The organism is Agrobacterium tumefaciens (assembly GCF_017726655.1).
GTDB lineage: Bacteria > Pseudomonadota > Alphaproteobacteria > Rhizobiales > Rhizobiaceae > Agrobacterium > Agrobacterium tumefaciens_B.
On the sequence record NZ_CP072308.1, the window covers coordinates 670,426 to 691,217 of the forward strand.

The window sequence follows — 20,792 nt, forward strand, 5'->3', positions numbered from 1 at the left end:
ATGCGGCGAAGCGCCCGACTTTCTTATACGCCGAGAGATTTCAGTTTGCGATGCAGTGCCGAGCGTTCCATGCCGACAAATTCCGCCGTGCGGGAAATATTGCCGCCGAACCGGTTGATCTGGGCCACGAGATAGTCCCGCTCGAACATCTCGCGGGCTTCGCGCAGCGGCAGGGTCATGATGTGCTGATCGCCCTGCGCCGCGATCTTGGGCAGCATGTCGCCAATGTCAGATGGCAGCATGTCGGCCGAGATCGGCGCGTCACCGCCTTCAGGGCGGGCGAGTATCATCAGGCGCTCGATATTGTTACGCAGCTGACGGATGTTACCCGGCCAGTCATGCGTCTGGAGAACAGCCATGGCGTCGTCGCCGATCTTGCGGGGACGAATGCCCGCCTGTTCGGAAATCTGCCGCATGAACATATCGACGAGGAAAGGAATATCCTCGCGCCTTTCGGAAAGCGCCGGCACCTTCACCGGCACGACGGCAAGGCGATGATAGAGGTCTTCACGGAACGCCCCTTCCGCGATCAGGCTTTCAAGATGGTGTGCGGTCGAGGAAATGATGCGCACATCCACCTTCACCCGCTTGCCGCCGCCGACACGTTCGAACTGCTGATCGACAAGAACGCGCAGGATCTTGTTCTGCGTCTCGCGCGGCATTTCACCGACTTCATCGAGATAAAGAACGCCCCGATGGGCTTCTTCCAGAGCGCCCACCTTGCGCGGCTGGCCCGGCAACCCCTCCGTGCCGAAGAGTGCGATCTCCATGCGATCAGGCGTGATCGTCGCCGCGTTCAGCGCCACGAAAGGACCGGTTGCCCGGGACGATTTCTTGTGAATCATGCGCGCCACGAGTTCCTTGCCGGAACCGGACGGACCCAGGATCATGATGCGGCTGTTGGTTGGCGCCACACGGTCGATGGTTTGACGTAGTTGCGACACTGCAAGCGACGCGCCGACGAGTTCAACTGCGTCGCCGGTGCGCTTCTTCAGCTCCTGAACCTCACGCTTCAGCTTGGAATTCTCAAGCGCCCGCTCGGCGATCAGGATCAGGCGGTCGGCCTTGAACGGCTTCTCGATGAAGTCGAAGGCTCCCCGCTTGATGGCGTTAACGGCTGTCTCGATGTTGCCGTGGCCGGAAATCATCACGACCGGGATTTCAGGGTGGCGGCTCTTGATTTCGTCAAGCAGCGCCAGACCATCGAGCTTCGAACCCTGCATCCAGATGTCGAGAAAGATCAGGCGTGGTACCCGCTCTGAAATGGCGGCGAGCGCGCTGTCACTGTCAAAGGCCATTCGTGTCTCGTGGCCCTCATCGGAAAGAATGCCTGCTACGATTTCGCGAATGTCCGCCTCGTCATCCACGACCAGAATATCAGACGCCATATGCTGCTTCCTTGTTATTTTCGCTGCCGACCGCCTCGATATAGGGCAGCAGCACTCGGATCATGGCACCATGGCCATGGTCGAATTCGGCTGGGGCATCATGGAGTTCCAGATACCCGCCATGCTCTTCGATGATTTTCTTGACGATCGCGAGACCAAGGCCGGTGCCCTTGTCGCGCATGGTCATATAGGGTTCGAGAATGCGATGCCGGTTCTCGACGGGAAGGCCGCGGCCATTGTCGATGATATCAGCCACAAAACGGGAGTTGGCCTCGTCGAACGACGCGCGCACCAGGATTTTTCCCGGCCGCTTTTCGCCTTCCACCGCTTCGATGGCTTCCGTAGCATTCTTGATGAGATTGCCGAAGGCCTGACCCAACATGCGGGCATCGAACATGCCCTCCAGCGGGACATCGCCAAGCTCGGTGGAAAATTTCGTGTCGGCGGCGCTGATTTCGCGCAGGAAAGCCGCATCCTTCAAAATAGCCCGCAGGTCCGATTTTTCCTTCGTCGGCTTTGGCATGCGCGCGAAGGCGGAGAATTCATCGACCATGCGCCCAATGTCACCCACCTGCCGGACGATCGTATCGGTACACTGATCGAAGATGGCCCGGTCGTTTTCATCGATCTGCTTGCCGAAGCGGCGTTTGATGCGCTCGGCAGACAGCTGGATCGGCGTCAGCGGATTTTTGATTTCATGCGCGATGCGCCGGGCCACATCCGACCATGCGGTGGAGCGCTGCGCGATCACGAGATCGGTGATGTCGTCAAGGGTAATGACGTAGCTATCGCGGCTGTCGCGGGCATCCTCGCGCGTCACCTGCACATTCAGGGTACGCTCCTTGCCGCGTCGCATGATGTTGATCTGCTTTCGGAAGTTCCCGCGCGCCCAGGTATTGGCCTCCGTGACCACCTGCTCGATCTCGGGCGCGATATCAGACAGTTGTGCGCCAATGAGCTGATCCGATGTCTGCGCCAGAAACTCCTCGCCGGATGGATTGACGATGGTGATCCTGCGGTTCTCGTCAACACCGATGACGGCGGCGGTAACGCCTGATAGCACGGCTTCGATGAAGCGGCGACGATCGTCAATGTCGTCCTTGGCCTCGATGATCTGCTCCTGCTGGCTGCGCAGTTCCGACACCATTTTATTAAAGGTGCGCGACAGACGCCCAACGTCGCCATCCACGGCGCGCACCGGCACCAGCACATGCATGTTGCCGGTTGCCACGCTGTCCGCGGCGCCGATGAGAAGGCGGATCGGCCGCACGATCCGGTCCGCGACCGCAATCGCCGTCCAGATAGCGGCGAGCAACACAATCAGCGCAAAACCGAGATACAGAATGGCAAAGGCGATCTGCAGCGGCGCGCGACCTGCTTCCATGGCCTTGTATTCCGCGCGGTTCTCCTCCATCAGCCGCATCGCGCCCATGACCTTGGGGTCGACGGCCCGGACCGTGTATAGGAAGGTGCCGCTGATGCCTTCGAGTTTGATGATGGCGCCAACGAGATTGGTGATACCGGGCGGTATCAGCGTCGGCTGCCCCGCAGCCGCCTTTTCGAGCGCGTCATGCGGAATGGCGGGAAGCGGCTTTTCGGTCTTGATATCGGCCTGCGCAACCGCATCACCGTCTTCCTGCACCAAAAACGCGCCAAGCAGGCCGCGTCCCTTGGCCTGGCGAGTCATCAGATCGATAAAGCCGGTACGGTCGAGGTAAAACAGCGCACGATTGCGATCGAGATCGGTCGCCATCGACAGGGTCTGGCCCTGAAGATAGCCGGCATTCTCCATCATATAGGCCTGGGCGATGTTGCTGGATGAATCGACGATCGACTGCGTGCGCAGCGAAAACCAGCGGTCGAGACCGACATTCAGCGTCAGGCTGGCGAAGATGGCGACGAGGACGGCGGGCGTGATCGCCACGATGGAGAAAAGGACGACAATGCGCACGTGAAGCCGTGCGGCCGCCCTTCCCTTTTTCCGGGCCTTGAGCAGCCGATTGATTTCGCGACCGATCAGGAAGATCAGACCAATGACGAAGATCGAATTGATGATGACCGATGCGATGACGACGTTCGAGGTCGGGGCGATCGGTGTGACGCCAAGGAGGACGAAAAGGGTGATGATGGCGCAGACGAGCGCGACCCCCGCGAGCACAAGCCCCGGCAAAGCGAAAGACATCCGGCGATCGGCAACCACCATGCCCGCTGCTTCATCGGCAACGGCGTTTTCGGCGGCGGGTTTCCGCATGCACTACTCCCAATCGCTGGCCTACCAGCGTCACATTCACGAAAGTCGGACCGAATCCGCTGCTTAGCGAATCTTGAGCGTCCTAGTGTTGTCCAAGCAACACAATGTGGCGAAAATGCAACGACAACGACGGACTTGTCAACATCGTCAGGTTGGGCGGGAGCTGCGATAGACGGAAACGCCGAGCTCGCGGATTTTTTTGCGCAGCGTATTGCGGTTGAGGCCAAGCAAATCGGCGGCCTTGATCTGGTTGCCGCGTGTCGCCGTCAATGCTGCGAGGATCAGCGGATATTCGAGTTCGCGCAGCACCCGGTCATAGAGGCCGGGCGGCGGCAGGCCATCGCCGAAGCTCGCGAAATAGTCGCGCATGTTTTCTTCGACCGCCTGCGAGATCGTCAGCGAGCCCGTGCGGACAGCCATCTTGTCGAGCGGGCTGTCCGGCACATCCGACTGCAATTCCTGCTCTATGATCTCGCGGGTGATGACTTCCTGCGGATAAAGCGCCATCAGGCGGCGGATCAGGTTTTCGAGTTCGCGCACGTTTCCGGGCCAGGCATAGGCCTTCATGACTTCCAGCGCCTCATTCTCGAAACGCTTGCCCTCCAGCCCTTCCTTCTCGCCTGTCTGGATGAAATGGCGCACCAGATCAGGAATATCCTCGGCGCGGTCACGTAGCGGCGGAAGGCGTAGCGGGACGACGTTCAGGCGATAATAGAGGTCTTCGCGGAAAAGGCCCTGATTGATCGATTGTTTCAGATCCTTGTTGGTTGCGGCGACGATGCGCACGTCGGTGCGGATCGGTGTACGGCCGCCAACTGTCGTATATTCGCCCTGTTGCAGAACACGGAGCAGACGTGTCTGGGCATCCATCGGCATATCGCCGATTTCATCGAGGAACAGCGTGCCGCCCTCGGCCTGTTCGAAACGACCGGTGGAGCGGTTCTGGGCGCCGGTGAATGCACCCTTTTCGTGACCGAACAGTTCCGATTCGATGAGGTCCCTAGGGATTGCCGCCATGTTGATGGCGACGAAGGGGCCGTTGCGGCGCTTGCCGTAGTCATGCAGCGCGCGCGCCACCAACTCCTTGCCCGTACCGGATTCGCCCGTGATCATCAGCGTCAGATCGGTCTGCATCAGACGGGCAAGAACGCGGTAGATTTCCTGCATCGCGGCGGAGCGGCCCACGAGCGGCATCCCGTCCTGCATGTCGTCATCGAGTTTTGCCGGCTTGCGCTTCGGCTCAGACAAGGCACGGCCGATGATGGCGATCAGCTCCGTCAGATCAAAGGGCTTTGGCAGGTAGTCGTAAGCGCCCTTTTCCGAGGCCTTGATCGCCGTCATGAAGGTGTTTTGCGCGCTCATGACCAGAACCGGTAAGTCCGGGCGCGCCTTCTTGATGCGCGGCAAAAGGTCGAAGGCGTTTTCATCCGGCATCACGACATCGGTCACGACGAGATCGCCCTCGCCTGCCGATACCCAGCGCCAGAGCGTCGCGGCATTGGAGGTGATTCGCACATCATAACCGGCGCGGCTCAGCGCCTGGTTCAGAACGGTGCGGATCGCGGCATCATCATCGGCGACGAGGATCGTAGCTGTCATCTGTCATTTCCTGTCGGGTTCGGCAAGCTGTCGTCAAGCGCCACTTCCGGCGAGACGGGCATCAATACGCGGAATGTCGTGCGGTGGTTCTGGCTGTCGCATTCGACGATGCCGCCATGGGCGCCGATGAGCTTGGCGACCAGCGCGAGACCCAGGCCCGAACCATTTGTCTTGGTGGTGATGAACGGATCGAAGAGATGCGGCAGCAGGTCGGCCGGGACGCCCGGGCCGTTGTCGTGCACGCAGAATTCCAGCGGCAGCGAGATGCGTTCGCGGCTGCCGGCAACCGAGAGACGGATGCCTGGCCGGTAGGCGGTCGTTAGCACGATCTCGCCATCCGGCTGGTTGGCTACGGCTTCCGCGGCGTTCTTCACCAAATTGAGAAACACCTGCACAAGCTGGTCACGATTGGCATAAACCGGCGGCAGCGAGGGGTCGTAGTTCTCCGAAATCTTGATGTTTCGGGCAAAACCGGCCTTGGCAATCGCCTTGACGTGGTCGAGCACGGAGTGGATGTTGACCGGCATCCGGTCCACCGGCCGCTCGTCGGAAAACACTTCCATGCGATCGACCAGAGAGACGATACGGTCCGTTTCATCGCAGATCAGCCGCGTCAGTGCCCGATCCTCATCGGCAACCGATGTCTCCAGCAGCTGTGCCGCGCCGCGAATGCCGGACAGGGGGTTCTTGATCTCATGCGCAAGCATGGAGGCAAGGCCGGTGACCGAACGGGCGGCGGCGCGGTGCGTCAATTGCCGGTCGATCTTGTCGGCCATCGACCGTTCCTGAAAGACGACCACGACGGAGCCGGGCTCGCTCACGACAGGCGCGACATAAAGATCCACCAGCTTGTCCTGACCAAGGCGCGGCGAACTCAGGTCAACGCGGTACTCGTTCACCGGCGCGCGGCGTTCCCGCACCTGATCGATGAGCGCCAGGAGCGGGCTGCCGAAGGGAATAAAGGTGGAGACGCGGTAGCGCGCAAGGTGCGAAGCGCTGGCGCCGAAAAAAGCTTCTGCCTCCCAATTGGCGAAGGCAATGAAACCTTCGGCATCGACCAGAATGACCGGGTTCTGAACCGCGTTCAGCACCGCCATGGCGAGTGGGTTCGTATCTGCCGGGCTGTGTTTGTCAGCGCTCATGCGGCCTTCCTTGGGGCGTCTTCGCCCGTAGTTGCGGAAAGGGCGCGGCGTAACCGGTCCGCCACCTCGCCCGTGTCACGCGATGTCATGATTTCGGCCTTCTCGGGCGTGGCGAGGTCAGGTGCAAATCGCTCGAGATACCAGCCCAGATGTTTGCGCGCATGCCGCAGGCCCGCTTCCCGTCCGTAAAAGTCCAGCATCATCTCGTAATGTTCGACGGCGATTGCAGGAATATCGGCGCGATCCGGCGGCGCATGGCCTGCAAGGACCGCCGGCAGCCACGGCTGGCCCTGCGCACCGCGGCCGACCATGACCGCATCCGCGCCGGAACGACGCAGGATTTCGCGCGCATCTTCAGGCGTTTCAACATCGCCATTGGCTACCAGCGGTACGGCAACGACCTCGCGAACGGCGCGAATGGCATCCCAGTCCGCACGCCCTTCGTAAAACTGCATGCGAGTGCGCCCGTGGATGGTAATGAGCTGAACACCAGCCGCTTCGGCGCGGCGGGCAATCTCGGGCGCATTGATGGAATTTTCGTCCCAGCCAAGACGCATTTTCAGCGTCACGGGGACGTCGACGGCATTGACTGTTGCCTCGATGAGCGTGAGGGCATGATCGGGGTCCCGCATCAGCGCCGAGCCGGAATAACCGCCCGTCACCTTCTTGGCCGGACAGCCCATGTTGATATCGATAATGCCGGCGCCGTTGTGCGCGGAAATTTTTGCCGCCTCGGCCATGTAGTGCGCCTCGCGCCCGGCAAGCTGAACCATGTGCGGAACCATGCCGGCATTTTTCAGACGCGCCCAGGATTCGCCCCGGTTGGCGACGAGCTCGCGGCTGGCAACCATTTCGGTTACGACGAGACCCGCGCCATAACGCCAGGCAAGCTGCCGGAACGGTAGATCCGTCACGCCCGACATGGGCGCCAGCACGGCACGATTACGTATCGTGACTGAGCCGATGCTGAACGGTTCTGACAACTCCGGAAGATGCAATTGATGATCTTTCATGCAGAAGGTTTATTTGCATTATTTTTAGACAGTGTTTGTGCGGTTGCCAAGCACTTTTAGGTGCTTGCCCCTTTTATTTGCGGGGCAGCTGCCTGCCTGTTTTGCTGTCGGCAGCAATTTGTGCAGGTTTAAAGCACGATCGCAGTCTATCCCGCGACATCGAGGCGCGACTGTGCGTCTTATCGGGCTGGCCATTCGGGTTTTGAAACGCTAGAGCAGGACTGTCAACCGCTAAGGGTTGCGCACAAAGCATATGACCAATGCAGGAAAGCACTATGAAACTCGGCATCGTCATCGTCGCCGCCGGACGCGGTGAAAGGGCAGGCTCTCCCGAGGAAGGTCCCAAGCAATATCGCTCGATCGGCGGTCGGGCCGTGATCGAGCACACGTTGGCGAGATTTCTCAGTTGGAACGACACCTCGCCTATCGTTGTCGTCAGCCATGCCGACGACGCAGCACTTCTTTCGCCGATCCTTCAACGACTAAGCGCGGATGAGCGTATCCTCACGGTCACGGGCGGCGCGTCGCGCCAGCAATCGGTGTTGGCCGGCCTGGAAGCGCTTGCGCCGGAAGAACCAACCCATGTGATGATCCACGACGGCGTGCGGCCCTTCGTTGACGCCGACATGCTGGACCGCATCGTTGCGTTGCACGCGGCCGGAGCGGACGCTGTGCTGCCGGCCCTTGCCGTTACCGACACGCTAAAACGGGGCGATGACGGACACGCCGTGGAGACGGTGTCCCGGCAGGGGCTTTATGCGGCGCAGACACCGCAGAGTTTCGCTTATCGCGACATCCTGGCCGCCCATCGCGCCGCTGCTGCTTCCGGCAAAACGGACTTCACCGACGATGCATCGATTGCCGAATGGGCTGGCATCCCTGTGATGTTGACCGACGGGTCGGTCGACAATGTCAAACTTACACTCAAGCGGGATATCACCATGGCCGATGAAAAGCTTTCTCTCGGATTGCCGGACGTTCGCACCGGCAATGGCTACGACGTGCACCAGCTGGAGGCCGGAGATGGCGTGACCCTATGCGGCGTCTTCATCGAACATAATCAGAGACTGAAAGGCCATTCCGATGCCGACGTGGCGCTGCATGCGTTGACGGATGCACTGCTTGCCACCTGCGGCGCCGGCGACATCGGCGATCACTTCCCGCCCTCCGATCCGCAATGGAAGGGGGCCGCCTCGCGCATTTTCCTCGAACATGCGGCCAAGGTGGTGCGGGACAATGGCGGCACGATCATGAATGCCGATGTCTCACTGATCGCTGAAGCACCGCGGATCGGGCCGCATCGGCAGGCCATGCGGGAAGCGCTTTCCGACATGCTCGGCATCGCGCTGGAGCGCTGCTCGGTAAAAGCGACAACCAATGAGACGATCGGCTTCGTTGGCCGCCGCGAGGGCATCGCAGCGATCGCCACGGCCACGGTCGTGTACAAAGGCAGACCGTTATGAGCCTCTTTCCGGCAGAGATTGAGTACATCGCGCAGCGGATCATCGCGGACTTCAGTGCCAGCGGCTTCATGGTAGCGACGGCGGAAAGCTGCACGGGCGGCTTGATCGCCGGTGCTCTGACGGACATTGCCGGTTCTTCCGCCGTCGTTGATCGTGGGTTCGTCACCTATACCAACGAGGCGAAGATGGACATGCTCGGTGTGCTTCCTGAAACACTGAGGGTTTTCGGTGCGGTGTCGCGAGAGACCGCGCTGCAGATGGTCCAGGGCGCACTGTTTCGGTCGCGGGCCGATTTTGCGGTGGCTGTCACTGGTATCGCCGGTCCAGGCGGCGGATCCCTCGATAAGCCCGTTGGTCTGGTTCACCTTGCCGCACAGTCCCGCCGCGGGACGATCCTGCACCGTGAGATGCGGTACGGCGACATCGGCCGGACGGCTGTCAGGCTTGCAACGGTCAGAACCGCGCTTGAAATGCTGACAGAGATCAATCAGGCCGGGTCAGCATAAATCTTATCGGCACGTGCTTCGAAGGCTTCGGCAAACATACGGAAGGCGCGGTCGAACATGGACCCCATGACCGCGCCGAGCAGCCGGTTCTTGAATTCGTAATCGATGAAGAAATGCACCGTCGAGCCGTTTTCCGTCGCCTCGAATCGCCAGCGATTGTCGAGGTACCGGAACGGGCCGTCGATATATTTCACGTCGATCGCGCGTTCTGCGGGGTTCAGCAGAACCTGTGTGGTAAAGGTCTCGCGAAACGCCTTGTACCCGACCGTCATATCGGCCACCAGTAGCTCCTTGCCATCCCTCTCCTTGCGGGAGCGGACGGTGAGAGCCTCGCATAGGGGCAGGAATTGCGGGTATTTCTCCACATCCGCCACGAGGTCGTACATGCGGTCTGGAGAATGTTTGACAAAACGATGCGTTTCAAACTTGGGCATGAGCGGCAGTTAATCCTCGATATGCAGAAGATCAAGGAGGCGACGCGTCTGTTTTCTGCTTTTCACCTGCCAGATCGGCACATCAGGCCCATAGAGATCGAAGTTTCTCTCAAAGATCGGTGCGTGACGCCTCTCGAAATTCCAGATGTAGCGGAGAAATGCGCCGTCGAGCCTTTCCGGGCAACCGTCGGCCATCTCGGGTCTGGCTTTGCCAAATCCCTTAATGATTCGAGTGATTGCGCCCCAGAGGCAAAGCCAGCGCGGCATACGGATCCAGATGACGATATCTGTTCGGGGCAAGCGCAGATCAAAAGACGAGGGATTGCTTCCGTCCATCAGCCATCGTTCGCGGGAAACGATGCGGGCTATGATCTGACGCTGTTCGGGCCGAGGGCGGGCTTGCCACCCGGGAAGCCAGAAAATCTCCCGGTCCATCGATATGTATTCCAAGCCAAAACGCTGTACAAGCTTGCGCGAAAGCGTTGATTTGCCGCCGCCAGGACAGCCGACGACCATGATGCGCTGCGCCTTGGCGATGATTCCGGCGGCTTCTTCGACAGCATCAAGGTAGTTCGGCATTGTGCGTGACCTCATCCGCGTGTTCAACATTTACTGCCGCGCAATCCGGTATCATGACGGCGGCGCATGGCGGTTACGGAAAATTGACTATTGCAACCCCTCGCCTGGGATTGCTATTTAATTGCGACTAATATTACACCCATTGGATGCAAACGTGCCGGGCCCTCCCAATTTCCCCGCGCCTCTTCATCTCTGGGTACAGACCCACAAACAACGCTTTGAGCCACTGAGTGAGCCGATGGACGATTTTTCCAGTATCATCAACCTTCTCGAATCCGCCAAACAACTGGCATCGATGAACGAAATGCCCATGCTTGCCTATCTGATCGACGTCGCAAAATGCGAGGCGAGAGAAAACAAGCCGGTTCTGCGCAAGCGCAAGCGTGGCGAGTCGACCGCCAAGGAAGATGTTTGATCGTTAGGGCCGTTATGGCCGACTGACAAAGGCGGCTGGCACTAACTTCAAGGCGATGTCATAATCAGATGCTGAAGGGCCGCTTTCCGAGGCGGCCATTTCTTTGCACCATGGAATATCGTGTGATGACAGGCGCATCGGCCCACATCAGAAGTTACCGGCAGGAAAGGCCCGACGAGCGACACGCCTTCGTGCAGATCGTTCTTCCGGTTCGCGGCCGTCTGTGGATCGATGTCGCTGGCCGGCAGGAGGAACTGTCTTGCGCACGCGGGGTCTTCATTCACTCCGGAACGTCCCATGCGCAACGTGAGACGGCGGGCAACCGTTCGCTGGTGGTCGAGCTCGATGAACATAGGATTTCCGAACGGGCCCTCGAAAAGCTATCCCACAATCCATTCCTCCATGTTGCCTCGGATACACGGCACTTGATCGACTTTATGCGCGGGGTCATCGGCTTAGACGGATGTCGCGACGACGTCGTGGGGCTTTGGGCGCCCCTGCTCATCGACAGTCTTGCCGGAGAAAAACCCGGGATACGCGCGCGCTTGAACAGCTTGGCTGCGCTGGTGGAAGCAGAACCTTTCTCTCCATGGACGATCGATCGATTGGCGACCTGCGTATCGATCAGCGAAAGTCGCCTTCATGCCTTGTTTATAGAGGAGTTTGGGCTGTCGCCTCACCGCTGGCTGGCCGGGCTTCGCATGCGCAAAGTTTGCGCCCTGTTGCAAAACCCGAGCCTTCCAATCGCTGAAATTGCGCTCCGCGCCGGGTTTTCAGACCAGACGGCTTTGACCCGCGCGATGCGCCATATCGTTGGCGAAACACCGGCTGCCTATCGTCGCAGCCGCGGTATCCAGTGAACCGGCGGCCGTAGGCATCAGGAGTTTTTGTCAAGACAGCCTGTGACGGCTGTGGCACACCGCAGGCTGATGGCAATGCGGATGTGGCAGGACATGAACAGGACAGGTCTCGGTGTTTTTTACGGCATGCTGGCAGGGGCTATGTGGGGCGGCATCTTTCTCGCCCCCAAACTCGTGCCCGATTTTTCAGCCCTGCAACTGTCAACGGCGCGATACCTGACCTACGGGCTGATTTCGCTTGCCATTATCGGGCCGCGCATGAAGCAGGTTTCAGCCAGCTTCGGCAAACAGGAGTGGATAGCGCTCGCCTGGCTGAGCATGATCGGCAATATCGTCTACTACGTCTTCATCTCGACTGCCGTTAAACTGAGCGGCGTTGCCTTTACCTCCATCATCATCGGCTTCCTGCCTGTTGCCGTGACCATCATCGGCAGTCGCGACCATGGCGCCGTTTCGCTACGCCGGCTCTGGCCGTCGCTTCTATTTGGCGCGATCGGCATTGTCGGCATTTCGTGGCAATCGCTCATGCAGAGCGACGGTGGTTTGGACGTCTCCCGTGTCGTCGGCCTCATCTGCGCGCTCGGCGCGCTGGCCTCCTGGACAGCCTTTGCCGTCGGCAACGCGCGTTGGCTTTCGAGACTGAAGGACGTCAGCGCCGACGACTGGAACATGATGACCGGTGTTGTGACTGGCGCACTGGCGCTGGCCCTTGCCATTCCTGCCTTTGCATTCGAGTCAGGAACCCACGACGCAGCAGAATGGCTTCATTTCGCAGCCATCGCCGCCGGGCTGGGTTTCACGGCTTCCATCCTCGGTAACGCCTTTTGGAACCGCATGAGCCGCATGCTCCCGCTGACCATGGTCGGGCAGATGATCCTGTTCGAAACCCTGTTTGCGCTGCTCTATGGGTTTCTGTGGGAAGGGCGCGGGCCGACATCGATCGAGGCCATCGCAATCTGCGCCGTCGTGCTGAGCGTTGCCCTGTGCATGCGCGCGCATCGGCCGGAAAAGCTCATGGCGTGAGTGATCAGGATAGCTTCAATTTCCGCCTTAACGGCCTTCAGCCATTATCCAGCAAGCCCAAGTCTATGGGCTCAAAAGCCTTGCCGCCGCTCCGACGCGCGTCGGCGAAATTCCGTCTTAAGGCCGGAATGATAGAGTGACAGACGCACCATGGACGCGAAACTGCCCTGCCTGAGCTTGCTTACTCCGCAGCCACCAGCAGCTTCTTTTCGCGGGCCGCGCGCAGGCGCTCGAAATCGTCACCGGCGTGGTGGGAGGAACGGGTCAGCGGGCTGGAGGAGACCATGAGGAAGCCCTTGGTATAGGCCACCGTCTCGTAGGACTTGAATTCCTCAGGCGTGACGTAAGCCTCGACCTTGTGGTGTTTGCGGGTCGGCTGCAGATATTGGCCGATGGTCAGGAAGTCCACGTCCGCGCTGCGCAGATCATCCATCAGCTGCAGCACTTCATTGCGCTCTTCACCGAGGCCAACCATGATACCAGACTTGGTGAACATGGTGGGATCGAGTTCCTTTACCCGTTGCAACAGGCGCACGGAGTGGAAGTACCGCGCGCCCGGACGAACCGTGAGGTAATTGCCCGGAACGGTTTCCATGTTGTGGTTGAAGACATCAGGCTTGGCGGCGACGACACGCTCCAGAGCGCCAGGCTTCTTCAGGAAGTCTGGCGTCAGGATTTCGATGGTCGTCGTCGGAGACGCGGCGCGGATCGCCCAGATCACCTTTTCGAAATGTTCAGCGCCGCCATCCGCAAGATCATCACGGTCGACAGAGGTGATGACGACGTGGGAAAGGCCCATCTGCTTGACGGCCTTGGCGACGTTCTCAGGCTCGTTCATATCGAGGGGATTGGGCTTGCCGGTCGCGACATTGCAGAAGGCGCAGGCACGGGTGCAGATTTCACCCATGATCATGAAGGTCGCGTGTTTCTTGTCCCAGCATTCGCCGATATTTGGACAGCCGGCTTCCTCGCACACGGTCACCAGCTTGTGGCTGCGCACCAGCTCGCGCGTCTCGTGATAGCCTTTGGAGGTCGGCGCCTTGACGCGGATCCATTCGGGCTTGCGCATCACCTCGGTATCGGGCTTGTGCGCCTTTTCCGGGTGGCGGATACGCTTTTCGTCGGATGACGTCCTGTCGAGAATAGTGACCATAAAAACCTGCTTCCATCGCCCTTGGCGATCCAGACATCTTTGGTGCGATGCTTTAGAACAATTCCAGAAAAAGCGTAAGCCCCTTCCGGTCACGAAGCCTTGTCAGCGCCGCACGAGCTTTGCCATGAACAGCAACAGGCTTGCGCCGAGAAACGAGGTGACGAAATAACCGAGCCTGCTATCCTGTACGAAGACATCGAAGGTTCGCAGCACTGCAACAGCCACCACCGAACCGACAATGCCAAGCACGATGTTCATAAAAATGCCGAAGCGCATATCCATGAGCTTGCCCGCAAGCCAGCCGGCGAGACCGCCGATGATGATTGCTGCAATCCAGCCTACACTTTCCATTCCCACGCTCCCTGAAACAACAGCCCCGCCTTAAGGCTTCATCGAGACATATGGGACACCCGGCATGGTTAGACAATGCCGGGCATCACGCGGCACTTATGCGTTCAGCACACGGCCATAGGCGTCGAGCACGCTTTCCTTCATCGACTCGGAAATGGTCGGATGCGGGAAGATCGTGTGCATCAGGTCTTCTTCGGTCGTCTCCAGATTCATGGCGACCACGAAGCCCTGGATGAGTTCGGTGACTTCCGCGCCCACCATATGTGCGCCGAGCAGCTCGCCGGTCTTCTTGTCGAAGATGGTCTTGACCATACCCTGGTCTTCGCCGAGCGCAACCGCCTTGCCGTTTGCCGCAAAGGAGAAGCGGCCAACGCGGATGTCGCGGCCCTGTTCCTTGGCCTTGGCTTCGGTGAGACCGACAGAAGCGACCTGAGGATTGCAATAGGTGCAGCCCGGAATCTTGAGCTTGTCCATGGGATGCACATTCGGCAGACCGGCGATCTTTTCGACGCAGATGACAGCCTCGTGCTCAGCCTTGTGGGCGAGCAGTGGCGGACCCGCGACGTCACCGATGGCGTAGATACCGGGCACGTTGGTCTTGCCGTAACCGTCGATGACGATGAAGCCGCGATCGGTCTTCACGCCAGCAGTCTCAAGGCCGATGCCCTCGATGTTGGCAACGACGCCGACGGCGGAGATCATCCGATCGGCCGTAATCTTTTCAGAAGAACCGTCCTTCTTCTCCAGCGTCGCGGTGATGGAGTTCGCGCCCTTCTCCACCTTGGAAACCTTGGTTTCCAGATGGATCTTCATGCCCTGCTTCTCGAGCTGCTTTTTGGCGAAGGCAGAGATTTCGGCGTCTTCGACCGGCATGACCTGACTCATGATTTCAACCACGGTCACGTCGACGCCCATGGTGCGGTAGAAGCTGGCGAATTCGATGCCGATGGCGCCAGAGCCCATGACGAGCAGCGACTTGGGCATTTCTTCCGGCTTCATCGCCTCGAAATAGGTCCAGATCAGCTTGCCATCCGGCTCGATGCCGGGCAGCGCGCGCGGGCGGGCGCCCGTTGCGACGATAATGTGCTTGGCAGTGTAAGTGCCCTCGCCCAGCGTGTTTTTCGGCACGGGCCCCTGCGGCTGAACCACCGGCTTGGTGGATTTGCCGACGACGATCTCGCCCGGCTTGGTGATCTTGGCTTCACCCCAGATGATATCGACCTTGTTCTTCTTGAACAGGAAACCGACGCCATTGTTCATGCGGGCTGCAATGCCGCGCGAGCGCGCCACGATTGCCTTGACGTCCGGCTTGATCGAGCCTTCCAGCGTCAGGCCATAATCCTTGGCGTGGGTGGCGGTGTGCATGACATCGGCGGTGCGCAGCAAGGCCTTGGTGGGAATGCAGCCCCAGTTGGAGCAGATGCCGGCCAGATGCTCACGCTCCACGACGGCAACCTTCATGCCGAGCTGGGCTGCGCGGATCGCGGCAATGTAGCCGCCCGGTCCCGAACCGATGATGATGACGTCATATGATTGAGCCATTGGAAATCCTGCCTTGTCCTATCGGGTCGCGAGCAGCGCCACGACCGGGAATTGTTCTTAAAGTCCGAGCATCATGCGGACGACGGGCTCCAGCCCTCGTCCAATGGCCCGCGTATTTTCAGCATCGAGATGAACGCCATCCACCGGCGTCGTGCGCGCCACGGAACCCGCATCGAAAAAGCCGCAATCGAGCTCGTCGGCCAGATCCCGGTAAACGGAGGCCAGCATCGCCGATTCATCGATCGCATCGCGAAAGATCGCGCCCATAAACGGGTTGGCCGTCTCGCACAGCGGCGGCGGCGCGACGATCAGCACGTCGGGCGCCTCCCAGTCCGGGACCTGCCAGATATGGTTGCGCGTGAGTTTCACCAGCCGTTCGACACCCTTCATGGCGACAATTGCCGATCCATGGATCGATGGTTTCAGGTCGTTGGTGCCGAGCATGATAATCACCAGATCAAGCGGCGCATGGCTGTGCAGCAACGTAGGAAGAATCCGCGCGCCGTTGCGGTCGCAATCGGCGGTGTTATCGTCATAAGCGGTAGTGCGACCGCCCAGCCCTTCGTGGATCACATGCACATCAGGACCGAGCGCCTTCTGCAAGACGCTCGGCCAAAGATCGTCATGGCTGTGCCGGCCACCCGTTTCCGCATTTGATCCCCAGGTAAGAGAATCGCCAAAGCAGAGGACCGACTTCACCATCTCACTCTCCGATCAAACCAGCATGCCCATCGGGTTTTCGATGTAGCGCTTGAAAGCGCCGATCAGTTCGGCTCCGAGCGCGCCATCGACACAGCGGTGGTCGGTGGAGAGCGTGACCGTCATGACATTGGCGATCTTGATCTCGCCATTCTTGACGACAGCGCGTTCTTCACCCGCGCCGACGGCCAGGATGGTGGCATGTGGCGGGTTGATGACAGCCGAGAAGCTTTTTACGCCCATCATGCCCATGTTGGACACGGCGGTCGTGCCGCCCTGATATTCCTCAGGCTTCAGCTTGCGTTCTTTCGCGCGCTTGCCGTAGTCCTTCATCTCGTTGGAGATGGTGGAGAGCGACTTCTGCTCAGCCTTGCGGATGATCGGCGTGATCAGGCCACCGGGAATGGACACGGCAACGCCGACATCCGAATGCTTGTGCTTGACCATGGCGCTTTCCGTCCAGGAGACGTTGGCGTCAGGCACGTCACGAAGCGCCAGCGCCAGCGCCTTGATGACCATGTCGTTGACCGACAGCTTGTAGGCCGGCTTGCCGTCCTTTTCGGGGGCAGCGGCGTTGAGCTGGGCGCGCAGCGCCAGAAGCGTATCCAGCTCGCAATCCACGGAAACGTAGAAATGCGGAACCGTCTGCTTGGATTCGACCAGACGCTTGGCGATGACCTTGCGCATGCCGTCATGCGGCACGAGCTCGTAGGAGCCTTCTTCGAACAGCTTGAGAACGGCTTCGTCCGACTGGCCCTTGGCAAGCGCCGGAGCCGGTGTGCCTGCGGATGCAGCAGCGGCGCTTGGCGCAGCCTTCGCACCGCCGGAGGCGGCAGCCTTTTCGACGTCGGTCTTGACAATACGGCCATGCGGGCCGGAACCGGAAACGCTCGAGAGGTCGAGACCGGCTTCCTTGGCAAGACGGCGCGCAAGCGGCGACGCGAAGATGCGCTCGCCAGACTTGGAAACCGGCGCTGGCGTAGACGAAGCAGCAGGCTGGTCGGCAACCGGCTTTTCAGCCTTTGCCGGGGCAGCCTCTTCCTTCGGCGCTTCCGCCTTGACGGCGTCCTGCTTGGGCGTTTCCGCCTTTGCCTCAGCCTTGGCAGGAGCCGCATCGCCGCCCTTTGCCGCCTCGGCCACATCCTCGCCATCGGCGGCGAGGATTGCGATGAGGGCGTTGACCTTCACGGCTTCTGTGCCGGCCGGAACGACCAGCTTGGCAACAGTGCCTTCGTCCACGGCTTCCACTTCCATGGTCGCCTTGTCGGTCTCGATCTCGGCGATCACGTCACCGGGAGCGACCTTGTCGCCTTCCTTGACCAGCCACTTGGCCAGATTGCCCTCTTCCATCGTCGGAGAAAGGGCAGGCATGGTGATATTGATAGGCATCGAAACGCCTCCCCTTACTTGTAGCAGACGGTTTTTACGGCCTGGACGACTTCATCGACATTCGGAAGCGCCAGCTTCTCCAGATTGGCCGCGTAAGGCATCGGAACGTCCTTGCCGGCAATCGTCAGGATCGGCGCGTCGAGATAATCGAAAGCAGCGCGCTGGACCTGGTTGGAGATGAAGTCACCGACCGATGACTGCGGGAAACCTTCTTCGACAGTAACGAGACGGCCGGTCTTCTTCACCGATTCGATAACGGTCGGCAGGTCCATCGGACGGATGGTGCGCAGGTCGATCAATTCGACGTCGATGCCGAGTTTTTCGAGTTCCGCAACAGCCTTGACCGCATAGGTCATGCCGATACCGAAGGAAACGATGGTTGCATCCTTGCCCTTGCGATGAATGCGCGCCTTGCCGATCGGCAGCACGAAATCATCCAGCTTCGGCACTTCGAAGCTCTGGCCGTAGAGAATTTCGTTCTCGAGGAAGATGACGGGGTTAGGATCGCGGATGGCGGCCTTCAAAAGACCCTTCGCATCGGCAGCCGTATAGGGCATGACGACCTTGAGGCCCGGAATATGGCTGTACCATGCGGCGTAACATTGGGAGTGCTGGGCCGCAACGCGGGCAGCAGCACCCGAAGGACCACGGAACACCATCGGCGCGCCCATCTGGCCGCCCGACATGTAAAGGGTCTTGGCCGCCGAGTTGACGATCTGGTCGATCGCCTGCATGGCGAAGTTGAAGGTCATGAATTCGACGATCGGCTTCAGGCCGGTCATGGCTGCACCGACGCCGATGCCGGCAAAGCCGTGTTCGGTGATCGGGGTGTCGATGACGCGGCGCTCGCCGAATTCCTGCAGCAGGCCCTGGGTAATCTTGTAAGCGCCCTGATATTCGGCGACCTCTTCACCCATGATGAAGACTTTTTCATCGGCGCGCATTTCTTCAGCCATGGCGTCACGCAGCGCTTCACGCACCGTCGTCATAACCATTTCGGTGCCCTCCGGAATGTCCGGGTCGGCGGCGACGTCGATCTTGGGTGCTGCCGGAACCTTCGCGGCTTCCTTGGAAGCGCTCGGCTCTTCGGTGGCTTCGCGGGTTTTGCCGCCGGCGGCATCAGAACCCGAGTTGGCTGCTTCGGCCTTCGGCTCTTCCTTCTTGGCAGCGGACGAGATGTCGTCGGCGCTTTCGCCTTCCTGGATGAGCACGGCGATCGGGGTGTTGACCTTGACGCCTTCGGTGCCGGCATCGATCAGCAGTTTGCCGATGACGCCTTCATCCACGGCTTCCACTTCCATGGTCGCCTTGTCGGTTTCGATCTCCGCGATAACGTCGCCGGAGGTGACCTTGTCGCCTTCCTTTTTAAGCCATTTGGAAAGCGTACCTTCCTCCATGGTCGGGGAAAGGGCGGGCATAAGAATTTCTACAGGCATGGGTTTCCCTTTCCCGATCAGAGCAGAATGTCGGTGTAGAGCTCGGATGCATCCGGCTCGGGGTCGTTCTGGGCGAAGTCGGCGCTGTCGGCAACGATATCACGGACATCCTTGTCGATGGCCTTCAATTCGTCTTCGCTGGCCCAGCCCTGCTCCAGAAGGCGTGCCTTCACCTGCTCGATCGGATCATGTTCCGAACGCATCTTCTGCACTTCATCCTTGGAACGGTACTTCGCCGGGTCGGACATGGAGTGACCGCGGTAACGGTAGGTCAGCATTTCAAGAATGATCGGGCCCTTGCCGGAACGGCAATGTTCCAGCGCCTGATCGGCTGCGGCCTTGACGGCGCGGACATCCATGCCATCCACCTGGATACCGGGAATGCCGAAGGACTGGCCGCGCAGCGAATAGTTCGATTGTGCGGTTGCGCGGGCGGTCGAGGTGCCCATGGCGTAACGGTTGTTTTCGACGATATAGATGATCGGCAACTTCCAGAGAGCTGCCATGTTGAAGCTCTCGTAGACCTGACCCTGGTTCGCCGCGCCGTCACCGAAGTAGGTTACGGAGACGTTGTCGTTACCGCGATAGCGGTTGGCGAATGCGAGGCCGGTCCCGAGCGAGACCTGTGCGCCGACGATGCCGTGACCGCCATAAAAATGCTTCTCTTTCGAGAACATGTGCATGGAGCCGCCCTTGCCTTTCGACAGGCCGCCCTTGCGGCCGGTCAGTTCGGCCATGACGCCACGGGCGCTCATGCCGCAGGCGAGCATGTGACCGTGGTCGCGATAGGCGGTGATGACCTGATCACCTTCCTTCTGCGCCATCTGCATGCCGACGACGACAGCTTCCTGACCGATGTAGAGGTGACAGAAACCACCGATGAAGCCCATGCCATAGAGCTGGCCGGCCTTTTCTTCGAAACGGCGGATCAGCAGCATTTCACGATAGGCGTGAAGCTCTTCTTCCTTCGAGAAGTCCGGGCTGTTCTTGCCGGTGAATTCGGTTGCGGACTTTGCCGTTGTCTTCCGGCCGGATACGGTCGCTGATTTTCGCGGCGCCATTCATCCCTCCCTGAGTTGCCGTTTGAATGGATAGAGTGGCGCGTACCATATGCAAGAAAGCGCCATGCAGCAATGCTATAAACGCATGGCACATATTCACGCTAAGATGCTGTGAATAAATCAAAAATGTTGAATTAACCGAATTTCGGTTAATCAGAAATATGTGTTCATGATGACGATTTCGTCCGTTCGGGACATGTTCAGCTGGTACCGGGAAATCTCGTCGATCATGTCCCGTTCGAGCGAACCGTCACTCAACAGCTCCACTTGACGCTCCAGCGCCACGCGCGCCTGCGTCAGCTTTGCAAGCTCCGCCGTCCGGGTGATACGCTGCCGCTCCAGCCGCTCGGTTGCCTGAAGGCCGAAATCGCCATGGATCGAATGATAGCCGAAATAGGAAAGAAAAGCGATGGTAATGGCTGGAACGATCAGCCGACCGAATCGTCTCTTTTTATGATGCCTGGTCCACATGCCGGAGAGATGCCTCA

Annotated in this window: 20 protein-coding genes; 5 read left to right on the forward strand and 15 right to left on the reverse strand. The window is 59.7% G+C overall.

All coding sequences use genetic code 11. The features are described from left to right. Window positions 1–23: 23 nt before the first annotated feature. The 5 genes from AT6N2_RS03425 to dusB form a co-directional block, all read right to left on the reverse strand. A complete protein-coding gene (locus AT6N2_RS03425; RefSeq protein ID WP_063949018.1) occupies window positions 24–1,388 on the reverse strand; it encodes a sigma-54-dependent transcriptional regulator in 1,365 nt (454 codons plus the stop codon). Beyond that, window positions 1,378–3,639, reverse strand: a complete 2,262-nt coding sequence (locus AT6N2_RS03430; RefSeq protein ID WP_063949019.1) for a sensor histidine kinase NtrY-like — start codon at window positions 3,637–3,639, stop codon at window positions 1,378–1,380. The genes AT6N2_RS03425 and AT6N2_RS03430 overlap by 11 nt, the downstream gene beginning before the upstream one ends. 147 nt (window positions 3,640–3,786) lie before the next feature. Beyond that, window positions 3,787–5,238, reverse strand: a complete 1,452-nt coding sequence (gene ntrC, locus AT6N2_RS03435; protein WP_063949020.1) for a nitrogen regulation protein NR(I) — start codon at window positions 5,236–5,238, stop codon at window positions 3,787–3,789. Next, window positions 5,235–6,380, reverse strand: coding sequence for a two-component system sensor histidine kinase NtrB (locus AT6N2_RS03440; RefSeq protein WP_063949021.1), 1,146 nt, complete (start codon window positions 6,378–6,380; stop codon window positions 5,235–5,237). Before AT6N2_RS03440 ends, ntrC begins: the two co-directional genes overlap by 4 nt. Next, window positions 6,377–7,393 carry a tRNA dihydrouridine synthase DusB gene (dusB, locus tag AT6N2_RS03445; protein WP_209088490.1) on the reverse strand — a complete coding sequence of 339 codons (1,017 nt, stop codon included), beginning with the start codon at window positions 7,391–7,393 and terminating at the stop codon, window positions 6,377–6,379. The genes AT6N2_RS03440 and dusB overlap by 4 nt, the downstream gene beginning before the upstream one ends. A gap of 275 nt (window positions 7,394–7,668) precedes the next feature. On the opposite strand from dusB, the gene AT6N2_RS03450 reads away from it, so the two are divergent. After that, a complete protein-coding gene (locus tag AT6N2_RS03450; protein WP_209088493.1) occupies window positions 7,669–8,856 on the forward strand; it encodes a bifunctional 2-C-methyl-D-erythritol 4-phosphate cytidylyltransferase/2-C-methyl-D-erythritol 2,4-cyclodiphosphate synthase in 1,188 nt (395 codons plus the stop codon). After that, entirely contained in the window at window positions 8,853–9,362 is a 510-nt protein-coding gene (locus tag AT6N2_RS03455) for a CinA family protein (RefSeq protein WP_209088496.1), read from the forward strand. The genes AT6N2_RS03450 and AT6N2_RS03455 overlap by 4 nt, the downstream gene beginning before the upstream one ends. Here AT6N2_RS03455 and AT6N2_RS03460 read toward each other — a convergent pair. Further along, the gene (locus AT6N2_RS03460) at window positions 9,344–9,796 is read right to left on the reverse strand and encodes a type II toxin-antitoxin system RatA family toxin (protein WP_063949025.1); all 453 of its coding nucleotides are present in this window, start codon (window positions 9,794–9,796) and stop codon (window positions 9,344–9,346) included. The genes AT6N2_RS03455 and AT6N2_RS03460 overlap by 19 nt on opposite strands. Window positions 9,797–9,805: 9 nt before the next feature. Beyond that, on the reverse strand, window positions 9,806–10,375 hold the full coding sequence (locus AT6N2_RS03465) for an AAA family ATPase (protein ID WP_209088499.1): 570 nt from the start codon (window positions 10,373–10,375) through the stop codon (window positions 9,806–9,808). Window positions 10,376–10,613: 238 nt separating this feature from the next. On the opposite strand from AT6N2_RS03465, the gene AT6N2_RS03470 reads away from it, so the two are divergent. The 3 genes from AT6N2_RS03470 (at window position 10,614) to AT6N2_RS03480 (ending at window position 12,673) form a co-directional block, all read left to right on the forward strand. Further along, complete coding sequence (locus AT6N2_RS03470) at window positions 10,614–10,790, forward strand: hypothetical protein (protein ID WP_172801604.1); 177 nt, start codon at window positions 10,614–10,616, stop codon at window positions 10,788–10,790. 125 nt (window positions 10,791–10,915) lie between these two features. Further along, window positions 10,916–11,650, forward strand: a complete 735-nt coding sequence (locus AT6N2_RS03475) for a helix-turn-helix transcriptional regulator (RefSeq protein ID WP_209088502.1) — start codon at window positions 10,916–10,918, stop codon at window positions 11,648–11,650. 93 nt (window positions 11,651–11,743) lie between these two features. Beyond that, entirely contained in the window at window positions 11,744–12,673 is a 930-nt protein-coding gene (locus tag AT6N2_RS03480; RefSeq protein ID WP_209088505.1) for a DMT family transporter, read from the forward strand. A gap of 181 nt (window positions 12,674–12,854) precedes the next feature. Here AT6N2_RS03480 and lipA read toward each other — a convergent pair whose 3' ends face one another. The 8 genes from lipA to AT6N2_RS03520 all read right to left on the reverse strand — a co-directional run bounded on the left by lipA (window position 12,855) and on the right by AT6N2_RS03520 (window position 20,775). Next, window positions 12,855–13,826 (reverse strand): lipoyl synthase, encoded by a 972-nt coding sequence (lipA, locus tag AT6N2_RS03485; protein WP_063949027.1) that lies wholly within the window; start codon window positions 13,824–13,826, stop codon window positions 12,855–12,857. A gap of 102 nt (window positions 13,827–13,928) precedes the next feature. Beyond that, entirely contained in the window at window positions 13,929–14,177 is a 249-nt protein-coding gene (locus AT6N2_RS03490) for a GlsB/YeaQ/YmgE family stress response membrane protein (RefSeq protein ID WP_063949028.1), read from the reverse strand. A gap of 96 nt (window positions 14,178–14,273) precedes the next feature. Further along, a complete protein-coding gene (gene lpdA / locus AT6N2_RS03495; RefSeq protein ID WP_209088508.1) occupies window positions 14,274–15,719 on the reverse strand; it encodes a dihydrolipoyl dehydrogenase in 1,446 nt (481 codons plus the stop codon). 57 nt (window positions 15,720–15,776) lie between these two features. Next, window positions 15,777–16,421, reverse strand: a complete 645-nt coding sequence (locus tag AT6N2_RS03500; protein WP_209088511.1) for an SGNH/GDSL hydrolase family protein — start codon at window positions 16,419–16,421, stop codon at window positions 15,777–15,779. A gap of 12 nt (window positions 16,422–16,433) precedes the next feature. Further along, a complete protein-coding gene (locus AT6N2_RS03505) occupies window positions 16,434–17,807 on the reverse strand; it encodes a pyruvate dehydrogenase complex dihydrolipoamide acetyltransferase (protein WP_209088514.1) in 1,374 nt (457 codons plus the stop codon). 14 nt (window positions 17,808–17,821) lie between these two features. Next, window positions 17,822–19,243, reverse strand: coding sequence for a pyruvate dehydrogenase complex E1 component subunit beta (locus AT6N2_RS03510; RefSeq protein WP_209088516.1), 1,422 nt, complete (start codon window positions 19,241–19,243; stop codon window positions 17,822–17,824). 17 nt (window positions 19,244–19,260) lie between these two features. Continuing rightward, on the reverse strand, window positions 19,261–20,304 hold the full coding sequence (pdhA, locus tag AT6N2_RS03515) for a pyruvate dehydrogenase (acetyl-transferring) E1 component subunit alpha (RefSeq protein WP_004441604.1): 1,044 nt from the start codon (window positions 20,302–20,304) through the stop codon (window positions 19,261–19,263). Window positions 20,305–20,457: 153 nt separating this feature from the next. Beyond that, window positions 20,458–20,775, reverse strand: coding sequence for an FtsB family cell division protein (locus AT6N2_RS03520; protein ID WP_004441601.1), 318 nt, complete (start codon window positions 20,773–20,775; stop codon window positions 20,458–20,460). Between the last annotated feature and the right edge of the window lie 17 nt (window positions 20,776–20,792).

Excerpts from the sequence above, each read along its gene's own strand:
- AT6N2_RS03480 (WP_209088505.1), top strand. The coding sequence starts at position 11,744 with ATGAACAGGACAGGTCTCGGTGTTTTTTACGGCATGCTGGCAGGGGCT.
- dusB (WP_209088490.1), bottom strand. The coding sequence starts at position 7,393 with ATGAAAGATCATCAATTGCATCTTCCGGAGTTGTCAGAACCGTTCAGC.
- AT6N2_RS03475 (WP_209088502.1), top strand. The coding sequence starts at position 10,916 with ATGACAGGCGCATCGGCCCACATCAGAAGTTACCGGCAGGAAAGGCCC.
- AT6N2_RS03520 (WP_004441601.1), bottom strand. The coding sequence starts at position 20,775 with ATGTGGACCAGGCATCATAAAAAGAGACGATTCGGTCGGCTGATCGTT.
- AT6N2_RS03460 (WP_063949025.1), bottom strand. The coding sequence starts at position 9,796 with ATGCCCAAGTTTGAAACGCATCGTTTTGTCAAACATTCTCCAGACCGC.
- AT6N2_RS03455 (WP_209088496.1), top strand. The coding sequence starts at position 8,853 with ATGAGCCTCTTTCCGGCAGAGATTGAGTACATCGCGCAGCGGATCATC.
- AT6N2_RS03470 (WP_172801604.1), top strand. The coding sequence starts at position 10,614 with ATGGACGATTTTTCCAGTATCATCAACCTTCTCGAATCCGCCAAACAA.
- lpdA (WP_209088508.1), bottom strand. The coding sequence starts at position 15,719 with ATGGCTCAATCATATGACGTCATCATCATCGGTTCGGGACCGGGCGGC.
- AT6N2_RS03505 (WP_209088514.1), bottom strand. The coding sequence starts at position 17,807 with ATGCCTATCAATATCACCATGCCTGCCCTTTCTCCGACGATGGAAGAG.
- AT6N2_RS03490 (WP_063949028.1), bottom strand. The coding sequence starts at position 14,177 with ATGGAAAGTGTAGGCTGGATTGCAGCAATCATCATCGGCGGTCTCGCC.
- AT6N2_RS03500 (WP_209088511.1), bottom strand. The coding sequence starts at position 16,421 with ATGGTGAAGTCGGTCCTCTGCTTTGGCGATTCTCTTACCTGGGGATCA.
- AT6N2_RS03465 (WP_209088499.1), bottom strand. The coding sequence starts at position 10,375 with ATGCCGAACTACCTTGATGCTGTCGAAGAAGCCGCCGGAATCATCGCC.
- AT6N2_RS03440 (WP_063949021.1), bottom strand. The coding sequence starts at position 6,380 with ATGAGCGCTGACAAACACAGCCCGGCAGATACGAACCCACTCGCCATG.
- AT6N2_RS03425 (WP_063949018.1), bottom strand. The coding sequence starts at position 1,388 with ATGGCGTCTGATATTCTGGTCGTGGATGACGAGGCGGACATTCGCGAA.
- ntrC (WP_063949020.1), bottom strand. The coding sequence starts at position 5,238 with ATGACAGCTACGATCCTCGTCGCCGATGATGATGCCGCGATCCGCACC.
- AT6N2_RS03430 (WP_063949019.1), bottom strand. The coding sequence starts at position 3,639 with ATGCGGAAACCCGCCGCCGAAAACGCCGTTGCCGATGAAGCAGCGGGC.
- AT6N2_RS03450 (WP_209088493.1), top strand. The coding sequence starts at position 7,669 with ATGAAACTCGGCATCGTCATCGTCGCCGCCGGACGCGGTGAAAGGGCA.
- AT6N2_RS03510 (WP_209088516.1), bottom strand. The coding sequence starts at position 19,243 with ATGCCTGTAGAAATTCTTATGCCCGCCCTTTCCCCGACCATGGAGGAA.
- lipA (WP_063949027.1), bottom strand. The coding sequence starts at position 13,826 with ATGGTCACTATTCTCGACAGGACGTCATCCGACGAAAAGCGTATCCGC.
- pdhA (WP_004441604.1), bottom strand. The coding sequence starts at position 20,304 with ATGGCGCCGCGAAAATCAGCGACCGTATCCGGCCGGAAGACAACGGCA.